Source organism: Streptomyces cadmiisoli (assembly GCF_003261055.1).
GTDB classification, from domain to species: domain Bacteria; phylum Actinomycetota; class Actinomycetes; order Streptomycetales; family Streptomycetaceae; genus Streptomyces; species Streptomyces cadmiisoli.
Genome location: NZ_CP030074.1, coordinates 780,590 through 803,908, shown reverse-complemented (window position 1 = coordinate 803,908; position 23,319 = coordinate 780,590). Strand labels below are relative to the sequence as shown.

The window sequence follows — 23,319 nt, the reverse complement described above, 5'->3', positions numbered from 1 at the left end:
ACCCAGCGCGTGCTGTGGACGAGAGGCCATGGCCGGCAGCTCATCCGAGAGAGGGGGTCTCCTGCCAAGTGAAGTTTCCCCGTGATCTCGGACACTCGTTCGTTATGCCGCGAGGGTGTGCTGGTGCCGCTGCCTGGTCGCGGTCGGGGTGAGGTAGCCGAAAGTCTTGTGCTTGCGCAGGCGGCGGCGGTTGTAGAAGGTCTCGATGAAGGAGAAGACGTCGGTTCGGGCGGTGGCCCGGTCGGGCCAGGCGCGGGTGCCGATCTCCTCCTTGAGCAGGGCCCAGAAGCTCTCCGCGGCTGCGTTGTCGAAGCAAGATCCGGTGCGTCCGCAGCTCTGCCGCAGCCCCAACTTCCCTATCCGTGCACGGAATTGGGTCGACGTGTATTCACTTCCGCGATCGCTGTGAACCACGCAGCCGGGTTCCATTCCGCCCCGTCCGTGGGCCATGTCGAGGGCGTCGACGACGAGTTCGGCGCGGTGGTGGTCGGCCATGGCATAACCGACGACCTCGCGGGTGGCCAGGTCCAGCCAGCAGGCGAGGTAGAGCCAGCCCTCGGCGGTGGGCAGGCAGGTGATGTCGCCGACCAGCTTCGTCCCGGGCCGCTCGGCATGGAAGTCGCGGCCGATCAGGTCCGGGGCCGGCTTCGCCTTCGCATCCGGCCGGGTCAGCGAACGCCGCCTGCGCCGGGTGACGCCGCGGATGTCGCGCTCACGCATCACGCGGGCGACGCGCTTGCGGTTGACCCGCCGGCCCAGGCGGCGCAGTTCGGCGTGGATGCGCGGGACACCGTAGGTGTGCCGGGAAGCGATGTGCACCACGGTGATCTCGTGCGCGAGCGCGTCGTCGGCGGCCTGGCGGACACGGCGGGCGGCCACGCCCTCGCACCAGGCGTAGTAGGAGGAGCGGGCGACCTTCAGCACCCGGCACAGCAGGACGATCGGGTACGTCGCCTTCTCCGCATGGATCAACCGGTACAGCTCGCTCACCGGTCGTTCTCCTTCACGAAGAAGGCCGTCGCTTTTTTCAGGATCTCGATCGTCTGCTGCTGTTCGCGGACCTCCCTGCGCAGCCGCTTGAGCTCCTCGCGCTCGGCACTGGTCAGCTCACCGGACCCGTCCTCGCCCCGGTCCGCCTTCGCCCGGCGATACCAGCCGCGCAGGGACTCGGAGCTGATCCCGAGCTCCCTGGCGACGGCGGTGACCGTCTTGCCCGAGGAGTCGACGAGCGCGATGGCGTCTCGCTTGAACTCCTCGGTGTACCGCTTCAAGTACTTGCTTCCCACCTGGTGCTACTTCCTCTGGAACCTCAAGATCCCAGTGTCCAGGTGTCCACGATCAAGGGGAAGCTTCACAAGGGCAGTTGGTCCGCCATCGGGTATTGGAGAGTGCGCGGTCGGAGCGGTGCAGACGGGGCGCGGACAGCGCCCTTACACGAGAACGGAACCGTTGCGTCACCCCCGAAGGGGCGACAGCAGGTCATCCTCGATAGGACTTTAACGACCTCTTGGGCCCGCGATTTCCGGCCCGTTACACTGGATCGTCGAGTGCTGCGTCGATCGGTAGCACGATCTGCTTCCCGATCAGCCGCACAAATCCCGGCCGTTCCGCTGAGCGGGTCGCTCCGCTGTGGAGGACGAAGTGCCGCAGGTGGGAGCGGTCGACCGCATCGATGCGCGGCTCTGGTGCGTGGTCGAGCCACGTGATCCGGTCATGCTGAAGGACCAGAAGGCGACTACGCGCGGCAAGGTAGCGGCGTAGGGGCAAGGCCGCGATATCGACGCGCAATTCTGTGTCGGTGCGGCGAATGCGGACCAGTTCGTGCTCACGGCCGGCCTCGCCGAGGTAGTACCACGAGCGGTCGTTCCGGGGGATGGCGTCGAAGTACCACAGGAACGAGGGGGTGAACTCCAGCGTCGGTTCGGCGAACCCGAGATGGGCCCGGCGCTGGACGAAGAACTCCGCGTGCTCGTCCTCATCTCGAAGGCCTTCCCCGAAGCCCGGGCGTCCCTTCGGGTAGAAGGTGCTGACCCCGGCAGCGCCGATCGCTGCCTGACTCCAGGTGTACTCCTGCAAGGCGTGTGCCTGTGCCTCAGGGCTGGTCAGATAGCTGGTGATCCCCCAGTCGGAGCGTTGCTGGATGGGCTTACCGAGGACGGTGACCCACTCGGTGGGTGTGGCGGTGAGCGGAGCCAGATAGATATCCGGCCTAGCATGATTGGGAAGGTCGTCGTAGCTTCCGCTGCTGTAAGTCATCGCCACACCCATAATTGTAGGACGAGAGGAGGTTGGCTCTAGCCACCGTCTCGTCCGTCGATGGCAATGCGAATGCCGACGTGCTCGGGCCGCCCGGAGTCGGCAGGCCGCACGTCGCCGTCGCTCTCGCGGCATGCCGGGCCGGCTAAAAGTAGCCACTATTCTTCGGCATGCACGCGACACGCATATGCCGTACTCACCGCTCTCGCGAGCCCAGTTGCGGCAAGCAACAGTAACGAGACAAGCGGCGCACAGTGCGCGAGCTTCCGCTGTTCTCGAACGGATTAGACCACTCGTGCCATCTGTCACTTCGTCCGGCCGGTAAAACAGATGAGGGCGGCCAGAACAAGGAACTGAAACGCACAGATCCACGAGAAAGTGTGGAAGCAATAGGATCTGAGGCAAGGCAGCTGGCTTTCTGGTGTGCATCTCGTTGACGTTTGTGCCTCAAGCCAACGAGTTGAGACTCCTTTGCCCTGCAAACGAGAGATATCGACAGAAAACTCACTGTCGCAAGGATCTGATCGAACAGAGAAGACCGTGGCATCCGATCGGGGGCGCACACCACGGTCTCGTCGACGCCACTCGGTCGCATCTCTAATAAGATTAGAAATGCCCGGATCCTTGGAGCAGCCACAGGGAGGTGCAGCCAAGGGATGTACGAGGGCACACCAAAATTTCAGCGTTCTCAACCTAGCCTGTCTCAACCATGCAGCTATAGAAGATGCGTGCCTCATGATCGAACTTGAGGGCTCGGCCATGGCAGGCACCCCACGCCTCGCCCGACCTGCTCGAATACGCCCTGTTCAGCGCCTCGTGGACGTGAACCAGCCTGTGCTGGCCATCGCGGCGACGTCCCGGCTATCACACGAGGGCTGGGGTATCCGACAGTGGCACGAACAGGAACACGCCAGGGCCCTCGCTGACGAGTTCATTCCGGCGTTCGCAGCCAGAAAGGAAAAGGGGCCCACCAGGAAACCTGGCGGACCCCTTCGCGGCAAGCAAAGGTGGCCCCGCCGCTGTCATTTCCTGCGGCGTTGTCGCACGATCGAGGGACGATCTCCCTGAGACCCCCACACCATCGAAGTCCCACCACATTCCAGCCATCCGGCGAAAGAACAGATTAGTCAGCGCAATCCGGCTGGAGCGCTAAACAAGCTTTCGAACGTAGCCCTCGCGTGCGGTGAGATGATGAGAATTTACCCGACCAACCGCGAGGGGCTTCGATACCAGACTCGCCCACACCAGGGAGTTCTTCCTCCGGTCAGGCGAGCGCGAATGAGTCAGCGTCCGGTCTGTACGCCCTGGGGGTTGGTGCTGTCGTTTCCGCCAGCGATATCTTCGATCTCCTCTTCAGCGAGAACGACATCCGTAGCATCTTCATGCTCGTTAGTCACATCGTTGTCTGCCATTATATTGCCTCCTCGTTGGTGGTTACTCCAGTCTAAACGTGGTCAGCGTGAGACTCGCACCAGATCGTCATATCTTTCGGTCTTCTTTCGGTCTTCTTTCGGTATTTGCAGGAAGCTGTGAGGCCGCAAGCCTGCGCGATGTCTCGGGAGATCACCCAGCGCCCGGCGTTTGCCTCGGATGCCGGGCGGATCACGTGATGCCGTCGAGGACGAGTGCGCGGAGGCGTTCCATGTGGGCTCTGCGTTCGGCGGCGGTTGCCGTATTCCTCCAACGTGCGGCAGATCAGGTCACGGACGCAGTGGCACGAAACGAAAGGCGCATCACGGCTTGCAACTTGGGTCGAGTCCTCCTGCCTGCGACCAGCTCGGTCGTCGCAATGGCGGCGGCCTGGGCGGCGAGGCTCTTGCCAGTGTCGTGGCGCTGGAGGTGGGCGAATTTGTGCTCCAGGAACGCTGGAAGGTGGCCCCGGTCGAGGTCGCATTGCCGACGATGTCCGGGTGCTTGGCTAGCCGGAAACCCATGTATTGCCCGGGCCCACTGCCTACCGACGATGGAGCAACTTGCACGGAAGGACCGGTTGTCCGCGGATAGTGCCGGTGACATCGAACTCGCACATGAGGCGCTTGACGGTGCAGCGGGCCACCGCAGGTCCCTGCCAGTTCATCTTGCACCACACCATCCGCGCTTCGTCGGGGTTGGTGTTGGCGTAGTTCCTACCAAATCCATTGGCCTGAACCGCCGTACCGCATACCTCGCATGTTCCCGTACTGCGGGACCGAGGATTCCGCGGCTGCATGGCGGCTGTCTCGTTCCGGTAGTCGTCGCGCATCTCAGCAAGCCGAAAATCACGCAGGCTGACGGGTTCGCAGCCGTGGCTCTCCTTCTGCCGCGCCAACAACCAGGCCAGCGCCGGCAGCAGTGGCCGGACCTCCGTACACTCGGCTTTTCGTGACGTCCGATGGATATTCCGTCCCAACCGATCGGGCTGATCGGCCGCATTGCCGTACACGTGCGCAAGGCAATCACACAATGGAGCAACCGAGTTAAACGGGGCGGGCTTGGACACGTACAACAACGACAGCAGGGCCTCCCGGTACTGCTCGGTCAGATTCGCATCCCCGAGCTACCGAGAGGCCCTGTCTTCATGCGCGTACAACGGGAAGATCACCCGGCAGGAGACGTGTTCGAACAGCACGATCCATGTTCGGTCGAGATGCGGCTTCTAAGCACAGCCAGTACCGGGTCGCGTCGTCTAGAGGTACGGCGGGTAGGGAGTCTGACCTCCGTCTCCGCCGTCAATCAGATCCAGGTCCTGCTCCGTCAGTTCCTGGTCGGCGTCCTCAACGGTCAGATGCGCTCCCGCGAGGTGAGCTGCTTCCGACTCTTGTTCCTCGTTCCTGTCGATCACGATTTACCTTTCTGATGGACTAGTGCCCCTCGGCACGATCTGTTACTTCACCGACACCGCGGTCTCGCTGTAAGCAAGAACTTTTGCTTTCGTGCCGGACGTTTTAGTGGGGATGTGAGTCATAAACATCTGTAGGCGGTCGATGCTGAAGGACTTGCCCGTCGCGCCGGCAGGCTTCCCGAGCAGGGCCGCGTCGTTACTTCCAGCCCGCAAGGAGGCCCTGAATTTTGCTGTTTTGGCTTGCAGGTGGTCGGTGACAACAACGGAGGTGAAGGCCAATACCCCGCCGTCGGCCGTCCTCAAAGCGAATACCTGCGACCCGACGGATCTCACTGCCCGGGTCAGGGTCACACCTCGGCTACCAAGCACCTTACGGCCCAAGGTGTAGCCATTTCCGAGCGAGTCGTCCAAAGGAGCGCTGTAGAGGAAGTCATCCTTATCCCGTAGCCCTTGCACATAATGTCTGGTGATCGCTTGGCCTAGGTCCGACGGCGCCATGAGAAGACTGGGATCGGAAGTGACTGGCTGTGCGGCGCCATTAGAATTCAGTGCGAATGGACCGACGGTCTCCTGCTCGGCTGGCGTCAGCGCGTATGCAGCCCGAAATGGTTCCGAGGGTGTCTCCTGATAGTAGACGGTGTACGTCGGCTGGGCAGAGGGGACACCTCCGATCACGCGCTGAGAGATCGACAGGTAAAACCGCGGATAGCCAGGCTGTACCGGAATGACGAATCGCGGGCTGGTATGAGCAATTTGCGGAATTTCCTGTCGCAAGTTCTTGCTGATCTTCATCAGGGCCTCGCTCGCGGTGCGCAGAGGAGGCGTTTCGATGGCTGCAAGGTCACCCATGTTGAATGCGCTGTTCGCCAGATTGTTCTTCTGATCGTAGCTGCGCACGACTGTCGTAGCGTCTGCTGTCGTCACTGCGGCAGTTTCGGAGGGTGGCTGCTTCTGCTCGGTCTCCTGGCTGACGGTGCCACATCCGACGAGGAACACAGCAGTGACGAGCAGCCCGCAAGCAGAGGCGGGCACACGGGAGAATCTAAATGAACGCATCAACTGTCCCATCAATGCATTTGTCTTCGAACTAGCTGGTAGAAGAGCCCATCCGGATCGGCGAGCAGATCCGTAGGGGAGCCAAACTGCGCAATTCTCCCCTGAGAGAGGACTATGATCTTGTCGGCGTCCATGACTGTCGACAGTCGATGCGCAATTACGATGCGTGTCGCGCGCAGTTGCCGGGTGGCCTCGGTAACGGTCTGCTGAGTCGCGTTGTCAAGGGCACTGGTCGCCTCGTCAAAGAACAGAATCCTAGGGCGCCGGATGAGGGCGTGCGCGATTGCCAAGCGCTGACGCTGGCCGCCGGAAAGAGTTGAGGCATCGCTGATGAGCGTGTGCATGTTCATCGGCATGGCTTCGATGTCCTCGCGTAGGCCGGCGAGTTCGGCTGCGGCCCAAGCCTCGTCCATCGAGTAATTCCCAGATCCGGTGATCGCCTGGAATATGGAGCCACTGAATGGCTGAACCTGTTGTAGCACCACCCCGCACTGCCGGCGGACAGCTGCGCTGTCGAGGGCTGACAAGTCCTGCCCGTCAAAGAGCACCGTGCCAGCATCTGGCTTCTCGAAACCGAGAAGCAGACGCAGCAATGTCGACTTTCCCCCGCCGCTGGCACCAACAACAGCCACGAACTCGCCTGGCCGTACACGGAAGGAGATATCGTCCAGCACTGGTGGCGCATCCTGTGAGTAGCCGAACGTGAGATGGCTGACTTCGACGTCGCCGGAAAGTTCCCCAGGATCGCTGCTCATGACAGAGGACTCCAGTGGCTCCTGAAGAATTGGCTGGAGCCGGGTATAGATGGGAACAATAGCGACCGCCGAGGCGACGCCTCCAGTCACTTGAGTGAGTGCGGCCAGCATGAGGGTGAGGGATGCGTTAAATGTCAGAAACTCGGACACGGACAGGGCTTGTTCTGAGCTAGACGTGACGATGAAGAACACCAGCAGGCAACTGTGCGGAAAGGCAGCATTGAAGACTGTGATCGCCTTTTGATACCCAGCGATGCGCTTCTGTAGATTCTTCTGCTGGGAGAAAGTGCCCGCCCAGTCGGCGTAGGCCCGATTTTCCGCAGCGGCCACCTGGAGCTTGGGCATCCCGCGCAGCGTCTGAAAGACCTTGTTGTTCAGCTCATAACCCAGATGGAGCGCCTGCGTCTCCCATCGCATCTGGCGTGTGCCTAGAATGCCGAACGCTGCGAGTCCGATCACGACGAAAAGGGCACTCAGCAGGCCGAACGGCACGCTGATCCACAAGAGGACGATGAAGTTGACCAGTGCTACTGCGCTGGCGTACAGAACTGTAGAACTCACGCCCATCAGTACGGTGCGGAGTTCGGCGACACCGAGTGCCGCGCCAGCCAGTTCACCGGTGGAGTATCGCCGGTAGAACGTCATCGGCAGCCTCAGCAACCGGTCCCAGACCGCAGCCTGCACGGTGGCCTCGAAACGCCCCTCCAACCGCAGCAGCGCAACGTTCTGCATCACAGCAAACGCCGCTGCGGCCAGTGTGGCCATGAAGAGCGCGATACACACTTCGATGATCAGGCTTCGTTGGGCCTGTGGCACCAACTGCCCGAGCACCGTGCCAGTACTGATCGGTACGAGGACGCTCAATACCACTGCAATGAGTGTACTCAAAGCAACCGAACGCATGTCACTACCGGCACCACGCAAACCCTCGCGCACCAGACGCCAGTTACTGATAGCGCCTTCGGGTAGCGGCCGGTACAGCATGCAACCGCGTGGCTCGTACTCCCCGGCAGCGCTCCGGTCGAGCTCCGTCCACGAACCGGTCGCCGGGTTCCAGGCCCGGTACTTCCCACGATGCCACAAGAGGGCGACGGGGGCGCCGCTCCTTTTCAGGTGCCCGACCAGCGGACCGATGTTGGTCTGCCACCAAGCATCTTTGAGACCGACCACTCGGGTCCGCAACCGGGCCTGCACTGCCCACTGCTCGATCGGCCCCACCTTTGTCATCGGCGCCGTGCCACGTGAAGGTACGTGCTCGATACCCAGGGCCTGCGCCACGACCCGGCACGCGGCCGATGTCGCGTCGTCGTCACCTCCGGCAGGCCGCGATGTGTCTCGGACCGACGGTTGCAGGACTCCGCTAAGAGCCTGCTCCGCCCGTTGGGCCGCCGCCTGGTCGGCCGCCAGCCCTGCGTTGATCCGGCGCTCCGCGTGGTCTTCCCTGCTCTCGATCGCCCGGTCTACCAGATGCAGAATGCGGTTCTCGAATTGCGCGACGTGATGCCACAGTTCCCCATCACGCTGCAGATTGCGGGTCGAGCGGATGCGAATTCGGGCGGCCGAGAGACTCCTGATCCAGTCCCCCGGGCCCAGAGTCAAGCTATCGCCCCGGGTGAGGGTCCCAGCATGGGCGTCCCCTCCGGAACACACCTCTCCAGCGAGAATCTCCACCCACACGATGCCGTCCTGTGGACGTCCGTCATCACCTGCGGCCAGTTCGACCTCGGTGCTCGGGACCAGGGGAATGAAGTGCTGGGGTGGCAAGCCTTCCTGGATGAAGTCCATCAGCACTGCGAGACCGCGGTCGATCCCCTCTGCCAGCAGGGGGATCAAAGGCCTGGCCGTGTCCCGCGTTGACGCACGGCCCTCCATCGCCTGGACCGTCTCGCATACCGATAGCCGTCGCAGTGCCGCATCGCGCAGCGGACGCAGCACAAGGTCGTGTTGTGCATCCGCCACAGGGGCCAGACAAATGGTGCCAACCCCGAGCCGGCCGATGTGGTGCCATGGTCCGTGAGCTCCGACATCGACTGCGAAGAGGTCGAACTCGCCTTCCGTAACCAGCCACAACGCACCTTGGCGGTTCAGGAGGATCTGACGCCCGGAGCAATCGACGTGTTCGCCCAGCTGCGCCAGTGCCTCCCACCTCTGATGCAGTGCTTCGGCGGTGCTACGCACCTGTGCGTGCGCCATGGTTAGTGTTCCCCGATCAGTTGGGCGTAGCGCCCTGCCGCGGACACGAGCTTCTCGTGGTCGCCCTGTTCGACCATCAAGCCGCGCTCCAGAACGATGATCTGGTCGCTGTCTCGAATCGTGCTCAGGCGGTGAGCCACAACGATCGTGGCGCAGCCGCGACGCCTAAGGTTGTCCGTAATCAGGCTTTCCGTCTCCGCATCCAGCGCGCTCGTAGCCTCGTCTAGAACCAGCAAACTCGGGTTACGGACGAGGGCACGCGCGATCTCAAGTCGCTGACGCTGCCCACCCGAGAAATTCCGGCCGTCCTGCTCCACCTGACTGTAGATGCCCCCTGGCCTGGACGAGATCACGTCATAGATGTGCGCGCTCTTCAGGGCGTTGATGATGTCGTCGTCCGGCACGGACTGGTCCCACAAGGTGAGATTGTCGCGGATCGTCCCCTCGAATAGAAAGATGTCCTGGTCGACGAACGCGACAGAAGCGCTGAACTGCGCACGCGGAATGCTGTTGCGGAATATTCCGTCGATGGTGATTGCGCCCTCCCAGGGCTGATACAGCCCAGAGAGGAGTCGCGTCACCGTAGACTTTCCGCTGCCTGAGCCACCGACCAGTGCGATCTGCTCGCCAGGCCCCACAGAAAAGGACAGCTTCTGAATCAGCGGGGACGTGAGAGGGCTGTAGCCAAACGTTACCTCGTCGAAGACCAACTGACCTGTCAGTCGCCGCAGCGGCCGTCCGTCCAACGGGTCGTCAGTAGCCTCGTCGACTGGGAAGTTCTCGACGTCCCTCAGCCGCGTCAACTGTACGACGAAATCCTGCATCCGCCCGGCGACAGCCGTGAACTGGCCCATCGGCGCTGTGAAGGCTACGACTAGAGCCTGAAAAGCGACAAGCAGACCGACTGTGATGTGACCTGAAAGTGCCTGCAATCCGCCGACGAGAAGGATGAGAGTGGCGTTCACACTGGCCAGGGCGGGAGGCACGACGGCCAGGAGGGCCGGGGGCACGCCCACCTTTTGCTGACCCGTCATGACCACGGCGTGTTCGCTGGCCCATCGGCGAAAGTGCTCGTTCTCTGCACCCGACGCCTTCATGCTCTCAATCAGTTGGAGTCCGCTGTAGGACGTCGTCAGGAAGGTTGCACGGTCCGCTGCTAGACGGGTTACGCCGTTCGAACGGGCCCGGGTCGCCAACCGTAGTGCGACGATGTTCCCCAGAGCGACCACGATGCACAGCAGCGTGAGTACCACGCTGTACGTCCACATGAGCGCGGCATACAGGACAACAACCATGGCGCTGATCACGGCCCCAGAAAGGTCATTGGCGAGTGTGACGGCCAGCGTGTCGTTGGTCTGCATGCGGTTTGTGATATCGGCAGGACTTCGCTGAGTGAAGAATCGAGCGGGCAGCCTGAAGAGATGGCGCAAGAAACGTGAGCTACCGATGGTCGCGCTGATGATCCTGACACGGTGCAAGAAGGACTCTCTCAGCCCGGTGAGCAAAGCCGTGGCGACGATGGTCGCGGTCATCAACAGGACGAAGGGGATCCTGATTGAGGTATCTCCACCCACGAGGATGGTGTCAACAAATGCCCGCGTGTACGCAGGCAGGGCCACGCCCGTCACGGTGAGCAATAGGCTGGTCAGGACAGCGAGGACGAGGAGCAGGTCACTGCCGAAATAGCGCCTTCTTAGCCCGGAGAGCTGGCCCGGCGGCTTCCCGCCAACCTGGAAATCAGGCCCTGGCCTCAGATCCAGTGCTACCCCGGTAAAACTCGCATCGAATTCAGACGCACTGACAGTGCGGTGACCTTGCGCCGGATCATTGAGGTAGACGACCTCCTGCCCGAATCGCCGACCGAATCCCTCCAGGACTACGAAATGGTTGAACTCCCAAAAAAGAATGAGCGGTAGTTTTCCGGCAGCCAGCCCTTCAGGCTCCTTACGGACCCCTCTCGCGATCATGCCGTACTCGCGCGCCGCCTTCATGATGTTGGTTGCCTTGGAGCCATCGCGGGAGACTCCACAAGCGGTCCGCAGTTCTTCCAGTGGCACGTAGCGGCCGAAGTAGCGCAGCACCATGGCCAGGCTGGCCGCTCCGCACTCGACTGCCTCCATTTGAAGGACGCTCTGTGTCCTGACCCGCTGTGTGGTTCGCCGGCAAGAAGGTCGTCTTTCCGTGCTCATTTTGGAGAATCACCACCAACGGATCGGGATCCAGGGGTGTCACGCGGCGTAAAGATCATGGCTAGGCCGAGATCCAATCGACTGGCTTGATGGGTGCCAGGTGGATGGCCCCGGTGACCAGAGAGCGTGAGTCGATCTGGTAAGGCGGGCCCGCCCCCCTGGACCAACTGAAGCCGCTAATAGTGGAGCTATCTGGCGTAATACGTACGATCACGCTCATCGGCTGCCCTGTCATGGTGAACGTCTTCGCCAGCTGTGCATCCCCGAGGAAGCTCGCGATCTGCGACTCAGTTTGTGGGAATTGCCCGATCGACTCCACTGTCCCACGCAGAATGCCATAAGACTTTGAGGGCGCGGAGCGAACGTCCAGGTCGACCTGACTGCCTACCCGGACCAAGCCCGCCGACGATTGTGGTACATATAGGGCGGCCACGACGGGGTCGTGGATATCGTCCACGCGCTCGATCACCGCAAGCTGTGCTCCCTGGGAGATCTGCTGGCCGACACTACCCAGCAAGCTGATGATGCGCCCCCCTGCTGTGGAACGAACTGTACGTTCGCCGGTCTCGCTCTGGATGTTGAACAGTGGAGTCTTGGCTGGAAAAATCGAGCCCGCAGTGACAAACACACCCGTGATTTGGCCCGTGTGTGGACTCTCGAAATAAATGCTGCCTTTGGCGTGGGTGAGGATCCCCGTGGCCGTGGTCTGCCTGGGTATTGAGCCAGTCACAGCCCAGACTCCGCCACAAACGACCAGTAGGGCTACCACGGCGAGTGATAGCAAATTGCGCGGCTGTGCCAATTGGATGGGGGCATCCAGTACGGTCGGGCTCTGCAGTTTGGCCAGTGCCTGCTGACGAAATTTCACAGGTGCTGCTCGCCTTCTCAACGCGGCAGGGAAAAAGGACGGTGGTTGCTCAATACGAATCTTCTCAACCAACTTCGACCGCTGGTTCGAGTCGACGCGTGGCTTAGTGGTGAGCCTGATATCGGCACTGGGACAAGACACTCCACCAGTCGCTCTGTAGCGACCAGACGAGACATCGGAACCGTCCTGCGTCAAATACAGTGTTGACAATGTACGCTGGATTTCGGTCGTCACGAGGCCTCTGAGGTATACCGCCCTTTTGTTACTGCCGACATGGCGATATATGGTTCAAAGTATCTGGCAGTTGATTTTCACTCCGCCGGCTAGGTCACCGAGGTCCACTTCGCTGAGATCTCCATCAGCGCACAGCGGGCGCGGTACGTACAATGTGAACTGTCCTGTCTGGAGGCCTTGATTCCAGAGATCTATCTGGTGACCGAGATGGAAGCCCGCGATCTCTTCCCTCAGCACATGCAATGTAGCATCGGCTGAGATATTCAGGCCGACTTCCGACAGTAGAGTGCGGGGATGCTCATCCAAACGACGCGAACATTCCTCGCTGCCCCAGACCTGGGTGAGTAAGCGCGTATAACAATTGATAAATTCTTCAACTTTCTGATACTGAAGCAGACCAACCCCCATATGACTTGCTACGGCACCAAGCCGATAGCCCAGCCTTCTACGATTCAGCACAAGATCCATTGAGTCATGGAGAGAAAGTTCGAGTCAACGTGCTTCGTCATATTTTTCGGCACCCATTTCGGTGCCACGGTGGGCGACCTTCGGTAGCTACAACAATCCCGTCGACCGCACATCGGTAGGCATACCGCCGGGATGCGCCCTGTCCCCAAGGTGCTCGGCACCCAAGAAGGCACAGGCCAAGATAGCTGGGTCGGAGGGTGTCTCAAGCGGGCCGAGGAGGCCCGTGGCGTGGCTAGCCTCGCGCTTTCATGACGTGAGCTGTCCAAGGCTTGATCGCAAACGCGAGAAGTGCTCCTGACCTGCAACGATAGGGCTTGTCGAGAGTCCTGTTGGCTGCGAGGAAAGAAGCACTCCTCAGGTGAGGAAGCGTATCGGGTCGTACCCGCATGTCCGCATCGAGGGCGGCGGCCGGGCTGTGGTCTCCCAGGCCGGGAGCGTGCTGTTGGTCGAGACCGTCCGCAAGGTCGGCTTGGACAGGGCAATATCAGCGGCGCTGGCGCCGTGGCGGAAGGCCAGGGCCGTGCACGATCCGGGCAAGATCGTGCTGGATGCGCCGCTGGCGGTCGCACTGGGCGGGGACTGTCTGGCCGATGTCGCGATGATGCGGGCCGAGCCGGCTGTGTTCGGCCCGGTGGCCTCTGACCCGACCGTCTCCCGCCTCACTCTGGCCGCGGCGGGCTTGAAGGCCCTGACCGCGATCCGTTCAGCACGAGCCGAATCACGCGAGCGTGTCTGGAAGTTGGCCGGAGCCTCGTGGCCGTAGCACGACCGGACAGGTGATCGTGGACCTGGACGGGGTGCTGGTGCTGGCGCACTCCGACAAGCAGGACGCCACCGCGACCTGGAAGAAGACCTTCGGACACCACCCGCTGACGGGCTTCGTCGATCACGGAAGCGGCGGAAGCGGGGAGCCGGTGGCCGGCCTGCTCAGGCCGGGCAACGCGGGCAGCAACACCGCCGCCGACCACATCGAAACCGCCCAGCTCGCCCTGGCCCAACTGCCGAAGAAGTACCGGCGCGGACGCCGGACGCTGATCCGCACCGACTCCGGAGGCGGAACCCACGAGTTCGTCGCCTGGCTCGCCCAGCGCGGCCGGTGGCTGTCGTACTCGGTCGGCATGACCATCACCGACGCCATCCACCACGCCGCCCTTGAGGTTCCGCCCACCGCATGGACAGCGGCCGTCGAGCCGGGCGGCGAGATCCGCGACGGCGCCTGGGTCGCCGAACTCACCGGCAATGTCCTGGCCGGCTGGCCGCAGGGGATACGGCTGATCGTCCGCAAGGAACGGCCTCACCCCGGCGCCCAGTTGCGGCTCACCGACGCCGACGGCCTGCGGCTCACCGCGTTCGCCACCAACACCACCGGCGATCCGATCGCCGCACTCGAACTGCGGCACCACCAGCGCGCGAGGGCCGAGGACCGCATCCGCGCCGCCCGCGCCACCGGCCTGCGCAACCTCCCCCTGCACGACACCGCACAGAACCAGATCTGGCTGGAGACCGTCCAGATCGCCCTCGACCTGCTGGCCTGGATGCCCATGCTCGCTCTGACCGGAGAAACCCGCAGGCGGGAGCCCCGTCGTCTCCGGCTCCGTCTCGTCTCCGCCGCCGCTCAGATCATCAGGACCGCCCGCCGCCGGCACCTGAGGGTCGCACGCCACTGGCCCTGGACAGACGTAATCACCGACGCCCTGGCACGACTCGAAGCCCTCCCGAACCCAGGCTGACCAGCCTGGTCCCGTCCCTGCGAGCAGCACCACCCCGACCGGAGTCGTGGAACCCGGCGCCCATCCGACGCGACAGCCGGGCCATCAGCATGTCCGCGAGCCGAAATCTCCGCCCTGAATGAGCAGAAAGGGTCCGCCAGCAAGCTGACGCACCCTCATGCAAAATCGAGGCTAGTTACGAAGCCAGCTTTCAGTATCGCGTTGAGAATCAATAGCTGCTTTCCCTCAAAGCGACAGACAATAGGAGCACTTGCTCATCGGCGACTATAGGCGTACGGCCATGCGGAGTAGATTCAGAGTGGAAGAAAATTGCTTCTCCGCCGTTAAGTCGATGAGCTTTCGTAACGCCATTTCCTAGCATGAAGTAGGTGGCTGACCCCGGCCCAGTTTCCGGCTTCCTGCGGCTAAGGCAAATGAGAAGATTGTAGACCCACCTTGCATTGTCATCCACGTGCAGCTTACTGTCTTCTCCGGCCTCGTTGTAATAGATGAATGTGGCACCAGAGACTTCGACCGCGGGAACCATCTGCCTGCACCAATCTATCACGCCCGTCTGTTCAAGACACAGAATTGCCTCATCTGGGACGTCAGCAACTTTGTGTCCTGTGTGAGGCCTACCATTCTCGGAAATAGCGGAACCGGCGACACCAGAAAGGGTCTCGATAGTGCCAGCATCGATTATCTCCGCGGGAACCATAGTGGGTTGAATAGTTCGCCGATCGGCCATTATGTTGGCGATCATCTCGGCGACTGTACGTTGCGGAGATCCCTTTGCTACTGGCTTTCCTGTCGGGGTGGCAAGTGCAAGCATTTGATTCCATGCTTCAAGTTCGCGCATAATTCCTCATAGCTGGATACGGACGATGCATTGCGGCAATATGCGACTCTCCAGCACGTCATTTTGCTGCCGCATTTGACTGCAAAACACGTTCACCATGGTGGGTAGTCGAACAATATTTACTCATGCGACACAGTCGAGATTCAACAACTTGAGCTACGACATTGTGGTACGATTTTCGGTATCGACCGCGAAAGTTTCGGTATAAGTAGTTAGGAAGCGAAGAACTCACCCCGCTCGTCGCTTCACTCGCTGGGGAGATATGGACGTCCTGCCCGGCGTCGGCACCGGAGCCTGCGTCCTCATGACATTCTCGACCACAGACTAACCTCGATTTTTCGTGACGGTCCGTCGGTTTCGGCGGACCGTTTCGGTTGTTCGGGCTGGTGGAGGTCAGGCTGATGGCCCGGCTGTCGCGTCGGGTGGGCGCGCCGGGTTCCACAGCTCCGGTCGGGGTGGTGCTGCTCGCAGGGATGGGAACGCGCTGGTCAACCGGGGTTCGGGAGGGCTTCGAGCCTTGCCAGGGCGTCGGTGATCACGTCGGTCCAGGGCCAGTGGCGTGCGACCCTCAGGTGCTGGCGGCGGGCGGTCGTGACGAGCTGGGCGGGCGACGGCGCCGGAGCCGGCGGGGCTCCCACCTGCAGATTTCGCCGATCAGAGCGAGCACAGGCATCCATGCAAGGAGGTCGAGGGCGATCTGGACGATCTCCAGCCAAATCTCGTTCTGCGTGGTGTCGTGCAGGGGTAGGTTGCGCAGGCCGGTAGCGCGGGAGGCACGGATGCGGTCCTCGGCCTGTGCCCGCTGGCGGTGCCGCAGTTCGAGTGCGGCGACCGGGATGCCGGTGGTGTTGGTGGCGAATGCGGTGAGCCGCAGGCCGTCGGTTACGGTGAAGCGCAACTGCGCGCCGGGGTGCGACCGTTCTTTGCGGACGATCAGCCGCATCCCCTTCGGCCAGGCCGCCAGGACGTTGCCGGTGAGTTCGGCGCCCCAGGCGCCATCGCGGATCTCCCCATCCGGCTCGACGGCCACCGTCCACGCGGCGGGCGGGACCTTGAGGACAGCCTCGTGGATGGCGTCGGTGATGGTCATGCCGACCGAATACGACAGCTACCGACCGCGCTGGGCGAGCCAGGCGACGAACTCGTGGGTACCACCTTCGGAGTTGTCGGCGCACCGCTGGCCGTCTCCAGCGGCAACAACTGCCGGAAGGTGAGCGAGCCGTCCCGGCACACCTCGACGCCAGGGTGAATGCGCAGCCAGTCAGCCAGCTGTTCGGCATCACGCCCGGCCCACAATTCGATCGGAAGCCGCGTGTCCGCGTCCACCAGTACCGTGCCATCGATGTCCGTGTACAGCGCGAAGTCGTCCACGCCCAGCACCCGCGGTGTCACGACCGGAGGTAGGCGCATGCGCATCAGGTGGAACAGCACACTCGTCCGCGACAGCGGCGCCTTCAAGATGTGCAGGAGCCGGGCCCCGCCACAGCCGGCGAGCAGCACCCCGGCCGTCCCCACCAGATGCTGCAGCAGCGAACTGCGACGCTGATAGCGCACCGTCAGCCCCTCCACCTGCTCGGCAAACGTCCACCGGCCGCAGCTCGCACTGTCACAGAACAACCGTCGCACCGAAAGACTGATCAGCACCGGACGGCCACCGACGGCGACGTCGGCCAGCGTGCGCACGGTTATTGCGAATTAGGACGAGCGTGCCGTCCACGCAGGGCTGATTCAAAGTCCTGGGGGTCATGGAAATGTGCAGGTCGCCGGGGTGTGATGATCCTGCGGAAGCCCGTCACGAAGGCACCGAAGCTCCGGTTGACGGGGTGACCTTCCCAAGTCGCCCTGCCTGCCCGGAGCTTCGATGTGCCGCCGTCTGCCATTGTCTGCCTGACCAAGTCGCCCACTGCCGCCCAGCGTGGCGTGAACGATGTCGCCGGACGCCTGTCCGTTCTCCGTGATCCGCGAGATCGGCGGGGCCGGCGCCATTCGCTGGGATCGGTCCTGCTCACCGCCTGCTGCGCGGTGCTGGCCGGGGCCCGCTCCTGTCTGGCCGTGGGCCAGTGGGCCCGCCACGCGCCCCTGGACGCACTCGCCCGCCTCGGCGTACGCGCCTGCGGCCCGCTCGGCGTGCGCCGTGCACCGTCGACCTCCACCATCCGCCGCCTCCTGACCCTCGTATGTCCCGGCGGGCTTGCCGACCTGCTCGGATGTGACCCGCTGGCAGCCGGCACCTGGCCGTGGACGGCAAGGCCGCCCGCGGCTCGCGTACGGACACCGGACCGGCCGCCCACCTGCTCTCCGCCGTCCTGGACGGCGGACGCACCGTCAGCCAGCTACGCGTGCCGGACAAGACCACCGAGGTCACCGGTTTCACGAAGCTGCCGGCCCCGTTCGACCTGGCCGGTGTCGTGGTGAGTGCCGACGCCCTGCACACCCACCGTGACCACGCCAGGTGGCTGGTGGAGGCGAAGAAGGCGCACTACCTGCTCATGGTCAAGCGGAACCAGCCGACGCTGCACCACACGCTCCGCTCACCGCCCTGGAAAAAGGGTGACCGCCCGCCGCTACGACCGCGAGGCGGGACACAAGCGACGTGAGACCCGCCCGGTGCGCACGCTCACCGTCACCGGTCCCGGCCTGGACTTCCCGCACGTGACGCAGGCCGCGAAGATCCACCGACACCGCACCGACCTCAAGACAGGCAAGATCACCCGCGAGACCCTCTACGCCATCACCGACCTGACGGCGCGTGCGGCGTCTCCCCAGGCCATCGGCCAACTCGCCCGCGCACAATGGGGCATCGAGGCCGTGCACCACGTCAGAGACACCACGTTCGGCGAGGACGCCTCGAAGATCCGCACCGGACACAGACCGGAGAACATGGCCACCCTGCGCAGCTTCGCGATCAGCACCCTGCGAACCGCCGGACACCACAGCATCGCCGCCGGCCTGCGCGAGGTCTCCTACACGCCCTTCACCCATCCGCTGGACCTGATCGGACTGCCCTGACCTGCAACGCCACGTAATCACCAGGACTTTGAATCAGCCCTGGCCGTCCACGATCCACATCCGCTCTGGAACAACGACCGAATGGGCCACCGGTCCGGGCAGCGGCCCCAGCCGCTGGATTACCCGGCAGAACGTGGATGAGAAGAGACGAACACTGGACCCAACTGCCGCACGGTGAGGGACGTTCGATAGTACATCGCGACTATCGATACCCACTCGGCTAACGGCAAATACCACGGTCGGCGCCACAGTGTCCCGTTGCCGCCCCGCTCTCGCACTACCTTCAGCAGGCCCAAAACTCCGTCATTCGCAGCCCCGTGAACACCTCCACCCACACCCGCTCAGCGCGTAACACCCCAGCCGCAACTGGAAGGTTTCCAGCTCACAACTTTATGCAACGCCTTTTATCCTCACGTTACCTGTATGCCGAACACCACCAGCCCATAGAAAAGCACTGGCCAGGTTTTTACCTGAGCTGGGTATACATCTCAGCACGGAGCAGGACGTGCTTTGAAGTCCTCCTCTCGAGGACGATTTCAGAGTACTCTAGCTACACCTGCCTTATAAAGCTTCTTCGCAACCTCTATCGCCGATTCCACACCTACTTGCGGAGCGAGATCGGTAGACAGCCATCTTCTGTCGCCGTCACCTGCTTCCAATATTCTCGAGAAGAAATCCGCAGCAGACTCATTTATTGTCAATTTCCCGCGCGAAAGCTGCAGATCAAGCTTCCCATCATTCCGACGGCTTGTCGCCAGAATGCTCTCAGGAACTATCTGTAGCCAGGTATCAGGCCCAATATGGACGTCGGTTAGCGGCCGAGGTACGCTGGGCAGCGTCGTCCGCATCTGCCGTTGGACACTGTGAACAACGTGATCAAAATCCAGAGTTGGAAGCGTCTCTATAATTCGCTCTACTACGGCACGCACCGAAACATTCAAAAGATCTCGATCGCTTGCAACACCGCGTGGTAGCAATGACCTGAGGAATGACTCGTCCACGCTTGTAGCAAGAGCTTTAATTATCTCCAACGCCAGCCATTTATGCGTGTAATCACAGAACACGAGACTCACGTGCCAGGAGTACTCATTGCGACCTGAAAAGCCGACGTGGACCCAACCGCGTGGAATCCAGAGGCGCTCTCCTGGGCCGAGCTCGATCTCAAGAAATGGTTGCTCATTTGATATATATCCGCTCAAATCTGCGCCAGCCGGCGGATTATCGCCGATGAGGGGATTCTCGACTACAGGCTTATACAGTCTCCACGTTTTATGTCCGGAAACTTGGCAAATAAGCACATCCAGTTGATCGTAATGAGGACGAAATCCCCTTTCTTTGGGGGGCGTAAGGAAACCAACACACTCGATACCCGTACCTATTTCGTGGGTCAGCCTGCGATGATAGTCGCGTAGAGGCCTCCAATGACGCTCTAGATTATTGATCACAAGCGAGGCGCCCTTTTCCAAGTACTTCGCCACTTGGATTGGCAGGACCTCGCCTGCGAATGATCCCCCCTCGGTGCGGGCAGCCGTATACGCGCCTGAGTCTATTGTGTCTCCATCAATGGTGATTCTGACATTATCCTTCGCGTGAACTACACCATCAAGAATATCGACCAAATTTTCGATACCGATAATTTGACGTAGGTTGTTCTCCGTCGAGCGCCATACCGTCGGTACGGTGGGTGGATTTTCCTTGAAAGTAGAGGGCGAATTGATCACTTCACTCATCGCATCGAACATTCTCACTGGCCTCCTCTTGCTGTTTCACTTCGCCTACTTTTGGACCGCTGAAGCTCAGCCCATTCTTGGAATTCCTACCGCCATTGAAGCTCAATCGGCACTCTCTCGCTGATCAAAATAACAAACACAGCCCTTACCCACTCGCTTTGCCGGTGGAAGAATTTGAGCGTCGGGAAGGAGAGCTTGTGCCTCACTCGGCGCAAGCGAAGGCCCAGTAGAAGCGGTTGTTTTCATTGCTTCAAATCACCGATTCCAGCATGCTGAGAGTTGGGGTGCGAGCAACTTTGCCGTAAGGGAACGCAATGCCTGGAATGATTACTCGAACCACCGGAATCCCAAGGTCTTCACGAGTTACCTCAGACACCAGACACTGCTCTAGGCCGGCGCCTCGCAGTAGATTGCTAACGGTTTGAACATTACCCAATATGTTACTACTGATGCCGCCCCTCTTAGCTTGAGGGAAGGGCAGGGAACCTGGTTTGCTGTACAGAGATGTGAGCCGCTTTTGTGTCGCGGGCCGTTGCCCGTGAGCGCTGTGCTCAAAAGTATCTCTGGCACCGGTAACGACAGAACTATGGGCCTGGCATGCTTCCGTAATGGCCCGAACAACCGCTCGCGACGGGTCAAGATCGCACCCTTCACCAGTAAATATGCTCATCTCCCCTTCTCGGCCAAAGAAGTTTTGATTTATTACAATGGCTCGAAAAACAGGTATGCCGATTGCGCTTGTCAAGTCTTGCACCCGCAATACCAAACCTTCCTTGCCTAGTTTTTTTATGAACTCTTTTGCAGCTTCGGCTGTGATCGTATCTATATCGATACTGCGCAAAGGTCGGCGAGGCGAGAATGCTGGATCGTGATGAATGGTATAAAAGTCTTCTTGTGATACGGCGTCCCTTTCGATGAGCTCATACAAGGCATGGAGGGTTGCTTCTGAGTACGTATTGCCGGATGCGAGTCCGTTAGTTTCTATACGAGGGACGATTCCCTCAACTGCAGGGTTAACAACGAGATCGGTTGGTACAAGCGCGTAGCTGTTTCCGATTAGGTCGTACGCACCAGTCCAGGAGAAGGTAGCGTCAGGATGATAAGAGGTATCGAGCGGCAAGCTAAATTTGCTCGGGTCCACTGCGTCTGCGCATGCCAGTTGGTTATAAGACCCCCTGGCGACTCGCCAATTTGGCAGCTCTTCAGCTGATGCCCGCTCAATTGCTTCCATGACCGCACTCAGCTTTGCTGCCATTTTACTTGTTCCTTTACCTCCATGCACGGTCAAGTCTTTCGCCAAAGGCGTGACAGCCTGCCATACCGGAAAATCAAGGTAATCCATAGGTGCCGTGTCATAGACGCGCGTAATGGGAATCTGCGGCAACAGAGGTTCTAGAGTCGCCCAGGTCTCCTCAAACTCTCTAGCATGTCCGGCACGCGTCACCTCTACATCACGCGCAAATGATCGCGGCCCGAGTGATGTCAGCCGCTCTGGCGCAATGGGCATATTTCTTCTCATTTTCTCTCAAGATCAATGAATGCTTGCTTAGACTTTAATCCATCAAATGACCAATCAATAGAATGTGTGCGCCATCTTGGCTGCTGGAATCTTACAGATGCCAGCGCCGCCGTAGTCCATGGTGTCTTCAGACGCCTTCCGCTTTCCGAACTTGATCGTATGCGTTGAGTGGGCATGAACTTCCGGTAGTAACCGGATAGGTCTGGAAGAGGTTGCGCTCGGAAGCTAAGCGGATGCAGACCGCTCCAGGTGAAGCGGAACGCCTTCTCCAGTGTCCTGCGGATCGCGCTTGGAACGCTGGCCGACGCTCTGGCCGAGCCGCCTTCCGCAGTAACAGAGTCAGGAGGTAACGGGGTCTGCCGCACGATCGGGTCGGGTGCACAATCAGGTGACATCTTGAACTAGCTTGCCCTGTGGGGCGAGTGGGAAGGATGCCGCCGTGCCCGAGCCCTGTCTCGAAGGTTTCCGCGAGGATGTCGTGCCGGTAGCGAGGATCGGCGACCCGAGCGTGGAACTCGAACAAGCGGCTGCCGTTTTCGGCGTCCGCGCGATGTCGCTATCGAAGTGGATGCGTCGGACGGACATCGACACAGCGGCGCAACTTGAAACAACCGGCCACGACAGCGTGGAACTACGGAAAGCACGCCGGCAGATCAAGCTGATAGTGCTGGAGAACGAGATCTTGTGCCGGGGCGCGGCACACCTGACCGCAGCGAATCTGCTGGGATAGGAGTCTACCGACTCGCGGAAAAGCTGGCCGGAGACGGTGTGCCCGTCACAGTCACGTGCCAGGTGGTGGTAGCGGCTGATGTCTCTGATGCTGTCATGACGGTCCAGGCCCGCACGAGATCCGGCGAGGCAGCCGGATGTACGGGCTGCGGACAGCTCAGCACGTGGTGCCACAGCCGTTATGTGCGGCGTCTCATTGGCCTCACGTTGCCCAGGCCGGCCGTTACACATCGACTTGTCCGTGCGCCGCCTGTACTGCGAAGACACGGTGTGCCGAAGGTGACATTTGCCGGACAGCTGCCGGGGCTGACCGTGCAATACCAGCGGCGCTGACCACAGCCCTCGCGGGGCGGGGCGGTTCCTGGATGCTGAGGATCTTGAACATCAGGCCCTCACGGTGCTGCGTCCTGTTCCACTGATTGGCGTGCCGCTTCCGCCCCTGATCGCGCCTTGGGTACTGGGGATGGATGACTTCGCCCTCTACCGCGACGCTTACGGCACACTCCTGATCGACGCCATCATCCGTCTCCCGCTCAGACTCTGGGAGGGCGTGATGCCGAACGACTCAGCTGGCGGCTGCGTGAGCACCCGTGTGTCGAGATCGCCTGCCGCGACGGCTCGCTGACCTACTGGCAAGGCATCACTTCTGATGCGGCGGAAACAGTACAGTGCACCGACCGCTTCCACCTCTGGCAGGGGCTGGGCCGACGCGTCTAGGAGGTCGCCTCCGCCCACCCCGGTTGCCTGGCCGCAGCACTACCTCCGCTCAGCGAGACAATCCCCGGCCGTGTCGAGGAGCCTGTCGAGGGCGCCGTACTCCTCGCGAACACATGAGCCGGACGACACGCCCGGAGGTTCTTTGAGCCCGTTCAGGCCCTGCCCCGTTCCGGCCGGAGTCACGGCGCGGTAGCCCGGAAACTCGGC

The 23,319-nt window shown here is 61.4% G+C and carries 16 protein-coding genes and 5 pseudogenes; 6 read left to right on the top strand and 15 right to left on the bottom strand.

Annotated features, from left to right (window positions below; translation table 11 throughout):
* Positions 1–102 precede the first annotated feature (102 nt).
* The 3 genes from DN051_RS44050 to DN051_RS44040 all read right to left on the bottom strand — a co-directional run bounded on the left by DN051_RS44050 (position 103) and on the right by DN051_RS44040 (position 2,262).
* A complete protein-coding gene (locus tag DN051_RS44050; RefSeq protein WP_112443300.1) occupies positions 103–990 on the bottom strand; it encodes an IS3 family transposase in 888 nt (295 codons plus the stop codon).
* Positions 987–1,286 carry a transposase gene (locus DN051_RS44045; RefSeq protein WP_112443299.1) on the bottom strand — a complete coding sequence of 100 codons (300 nt, stop codon included), beginning with the start codon at positions 1,284–1,286 and terminating at the stop codon, positions 987–989. The genes DN051_RS44050 and DN051_RS44045 overlap by 4 nt, the downstream gene beginning before the upstream one ends.
* Positions 1,287–1,530: 244 nt before the next feature.
* The gene (locus tag DN051_RS44040; RefSeq protein ID WP_246041230.1) at positions 1,531–2,262 is read right to left on the bottom strand and encodes a hypothetical protein; all 732 of its coding nucleotides are present in this window, start codon (positions 2,260–2,262) and stop codon (positions 1,531–1,533) included.
* 32 nt (positions 2,263–2,294) lie between these two features.
* Between DN051_RS44040 and DN051_RS44035 the strand changes: the two are divergent.
* Positions 2,295–2,402 (top strand): annotated as a pseudogene (locus tag DN051_RS44035) (ATP-binding protein); the annotation flags it as partial.
* A gap of 1,137 nt (positions 2,403–3,539) precedes the next feature.
* Here DN051_RS44035 and DN051_RS47445 read toward each other — a convergent pair.
* The 7 genes from DN051_RS47445 to DN051_RS45640 form a co-directional block, all read right to left on the bottom strand.
* Positions 3,540–3,668, bottom strand: coding sequence for a hypothetical protein (locus DN051_RS47445; RefSeq protein ID WP_281289076.1), 129 nt, complete (start codon positions 3,666–3,668; stop codon positions 3,540–3,542).
* A 1,253-nt stretch (positions 3,669–4,921) separates the two neighbouring features.
* Positions 4,922–5,077, bottom strand: coding sequence for a hypothetical protein (locus DN051_RS45650; RefSeq protein WP_162625221.1), 156 nt, complete (start codon positions 5,075–5,077; stop codon positions 4,922–4,924).
* A gap of 42 nt (positions 5,078–5,119) precedes the next feature.
* Positions 5,120–6,109 (bottom strand): DUF8094 domain-containing protein, encoded by a 990-nt coding sequence (locus DN051_RS45645; protein WP_162625220.1) that lies wholly within the window; start codon positions 6,107–6,109, stop codon positions 5,120–5,122.
* A gap of 35 nt (positions 6,110–6,144) precedes the next feature.
* Entirely contained in the window at positions 6,145–9,081 is a 2,937-nt protein-coding gene (locus tag DN051_RS44025; RefSeq protein WP_112443297.1) for an NHLP bacteriocin export ABC transporter permease/ATPase subunit, read from the bottom strand.
* A gap of 2 nt (positions 9,082–9,083) precedes the next feature.
* Positions 9,084–11,270 (bottom strand): NHLP family bacteriocin export ABC transporter peptidase/permease/ATPase subunit, encoded by a 2,187-nt coding sequence (locus DN051_RS44020; RefSeq protein WP_112443296.1) that lies wholly within the window; start codon positions 11,268–11,270, stop codon positions 9,084–9,086.
* A gap of 61 nt (positions 11,271–11,331) precedes the next feature.
* Positions 11,332–12,210, bottom strand: a complete 879-nt coding sequence (locus tag DN051_RS44015) for an HlyD family efflux transporter periplasmic adaptor subunit (protein WP_162625219.1) — start codon at positions 12,208–12,210, stop codon at positions 11,332–11,334.
* A gap of 216 nt (positions 12,211–12,426) precedes the next feature.
* Entirely contained in the window at positions 12,427–12,840 is a 414-nt protein-coding gene (locus DN051_RS45640) for a hypothetical protein (protein WP_162625218.1), read from the bottom strand.
* Between the two features lie 358 nt (positions 12,841–13,198).
* Between DN051_RS45640 and DN051_RS44010 the strand changes: the two are divergent.
* A pseudogene (locus DN051_RS44010) lies at positions 13,199–14,570 on the top strand (IS1380 family transposase).
* Positions 14,571–14,778: 208 nt separating this feature from the next.
* Here the strand turns inward: DN051_RS44010 and DN051_RS45635 are convergent.
* Together DN051_RS45635 and DN051_RS44005 are read right to left on the bottom strand one after the other, a co-directional pair.
* The gene (locus DN051_RS45635) at positions 14,779–15,312 is read right to left on the bottom strand and encodes a hypothetical protein (RefSeq protein ID WP_162625217.1); all 534 of its coding nucleotides are present in this window, start codon (positions 15,310–15,312) and stop codon (positions 14,779–14,781) included.
* Between the two features lie 584 nt (positions 15,313–15,896).
* A pseudogene (locus tag DN051_RS44005) lies at positions 15,897–16,627 on the bottom strand (transposase); the annotation flags it as partial.
* A 644-nt stretch (positions 16,628–17,271) separates the two neighbouring features.
* On the opposite strand from DN051_RS44005, the pseudogene DN051_RS47100 reads away from it, so the two are divergent.
* The 3 genes and pseudogenes from DN051_RS47100 to DN051_RS43990 form a co-directional block, all read left to right on the top strand.
* A pseudogene (locus tag DN051_RS47100) lies at positions 17,272–17,592 on the top strand (transposase family protein); the annotation flags it as partial.
* A gap of 47 nt (positions 17,593–17,639) precedes the next feature.
* A complete protein-coding gene (locus tag DN051_RS47095; RefSeq protein WP_425471826.1) occupies positions 17,640–18,005 on the top strand; it encodes a hypothetical protein in 366 nt (121 codons plus the stop codon).
* Entirely contained in the window at positions 17,959–18,417 is a 459-nt protein-coding gene (locus tag DN051_RS43990; protein ID WP_112443294.1) for a transposase, read from the top strand. The genes DN051_RS47095 and DN051_RS43990 overlap by 47 nt, the downstream gene beginning before the upstream one ends.
* Before the next feature lie 42 nt (positions 18,418–18,459).
* Here DN051_RS43990 and DN051_RS47090 read toward each other — a convergent pair.
* The 3 genes and pseudogenes from DN051_RS47090 to DN051_RS43975 form a co-directional block, all read right to left on the bottom strand.
* Positions 18,460–18,724 (bottom strand): annotated as a pseudogene (locus tag DN051_RS47090) (IS5/IS1182 family transposase); the annotation flags it as partial.
* 229 nt (positions 18,725–18,953) lie between these two features.
* The gene (locus DN051_RS43980; RefSeq protein ID WP_112443293.1) at positions 18,954–20,159 is read right to left on the bottom strand and encodes a JmjC domain-containing protein; all 1,206 of its coding nucleotides are present in this window, start codon (positions 20,157–20,159) and stop codon (positions 18,954–18,956) included.
* A 238-nt stretch (positions 20,160–20,397) separates the two neighbouring features.
* Entirely contained in the window at positions 20,398–21,654 is a 1,257-nt protein-coding gene (locus tag DN051_RS43975; protein WP_162625216.1) for a YcaO-like family protein, read from the bottom strand.
* A 451-nt stretch (positions 21,655–22,105) separates the two neighbouring features.
* On the opposite strand from DN051_RS43975, the gene DN051_RS43970 reads away from it, so the two are divergent.
* Positions 22,106–22,396, top strand: a complete 291-nt coding sequence (locus tag DN051_RS43970) for a hypothetical protein (RefSeq protein WP_112443291.1) — start codon at positions 22,106–22,108, stop codon at positions 22,394–22,396.
* The last annotated feature ends 923 nt before the right edge of the window (positions 22,397–23,319 follow it).

Bases quoted from the DNA above. Each gene is read 5' to 3' on its own strand.
- DN051_RS44025 (WP_112443297.1), bottom strand. From the start codon at position 9,081: ATGGCGCACGCACAGGTGCGTAGCACCGCCGAAGCACTGCATCAGAGG.
- DN051_RS45640 (WP_162625218.1), bottom strand. From the start codon at position 12,840: ATGGATCTTGTGCTGAATCGTAGAAGGCTGGGCTATCGGCTTGGTGCC.
- DN051_RS43975 (WP_162625216.1), bottom strand. From the start codon at position 21,654: ATGCCCATTGCGCCAGAGCGGCTGACATCACTCGGGCCGCGATCATTT.
- DN051_RS45635 (WP_162625217.1), bottom strand. From the start codon at position 15,312: ATGATCGCCAACATAATGGCCGATCGGCGAACTATTCAACCCACTATG.
- DN051_RS47445 (WP_281289076.1), bottom strand. From the start codon at position 3,668: ATGGCAGACAACGATGTGACTAACGAGCATGAAGATGCTACGGATGTC.
- DN051_RS43980 (WP_112443293.1), bottom strand. From the start codon at position 20,159: ATGTTCGATGCGATGAGTGAAGTGATCAATTCGCCCTCTACTTTCAAG.
- DN051_RS44020 (WP_112443296.1), bottom strand. From the start codon at position 11,270: ATGAGCACGGAAAGACGACCTTCTTGCCGGCGAACCACACAGCGGGTC.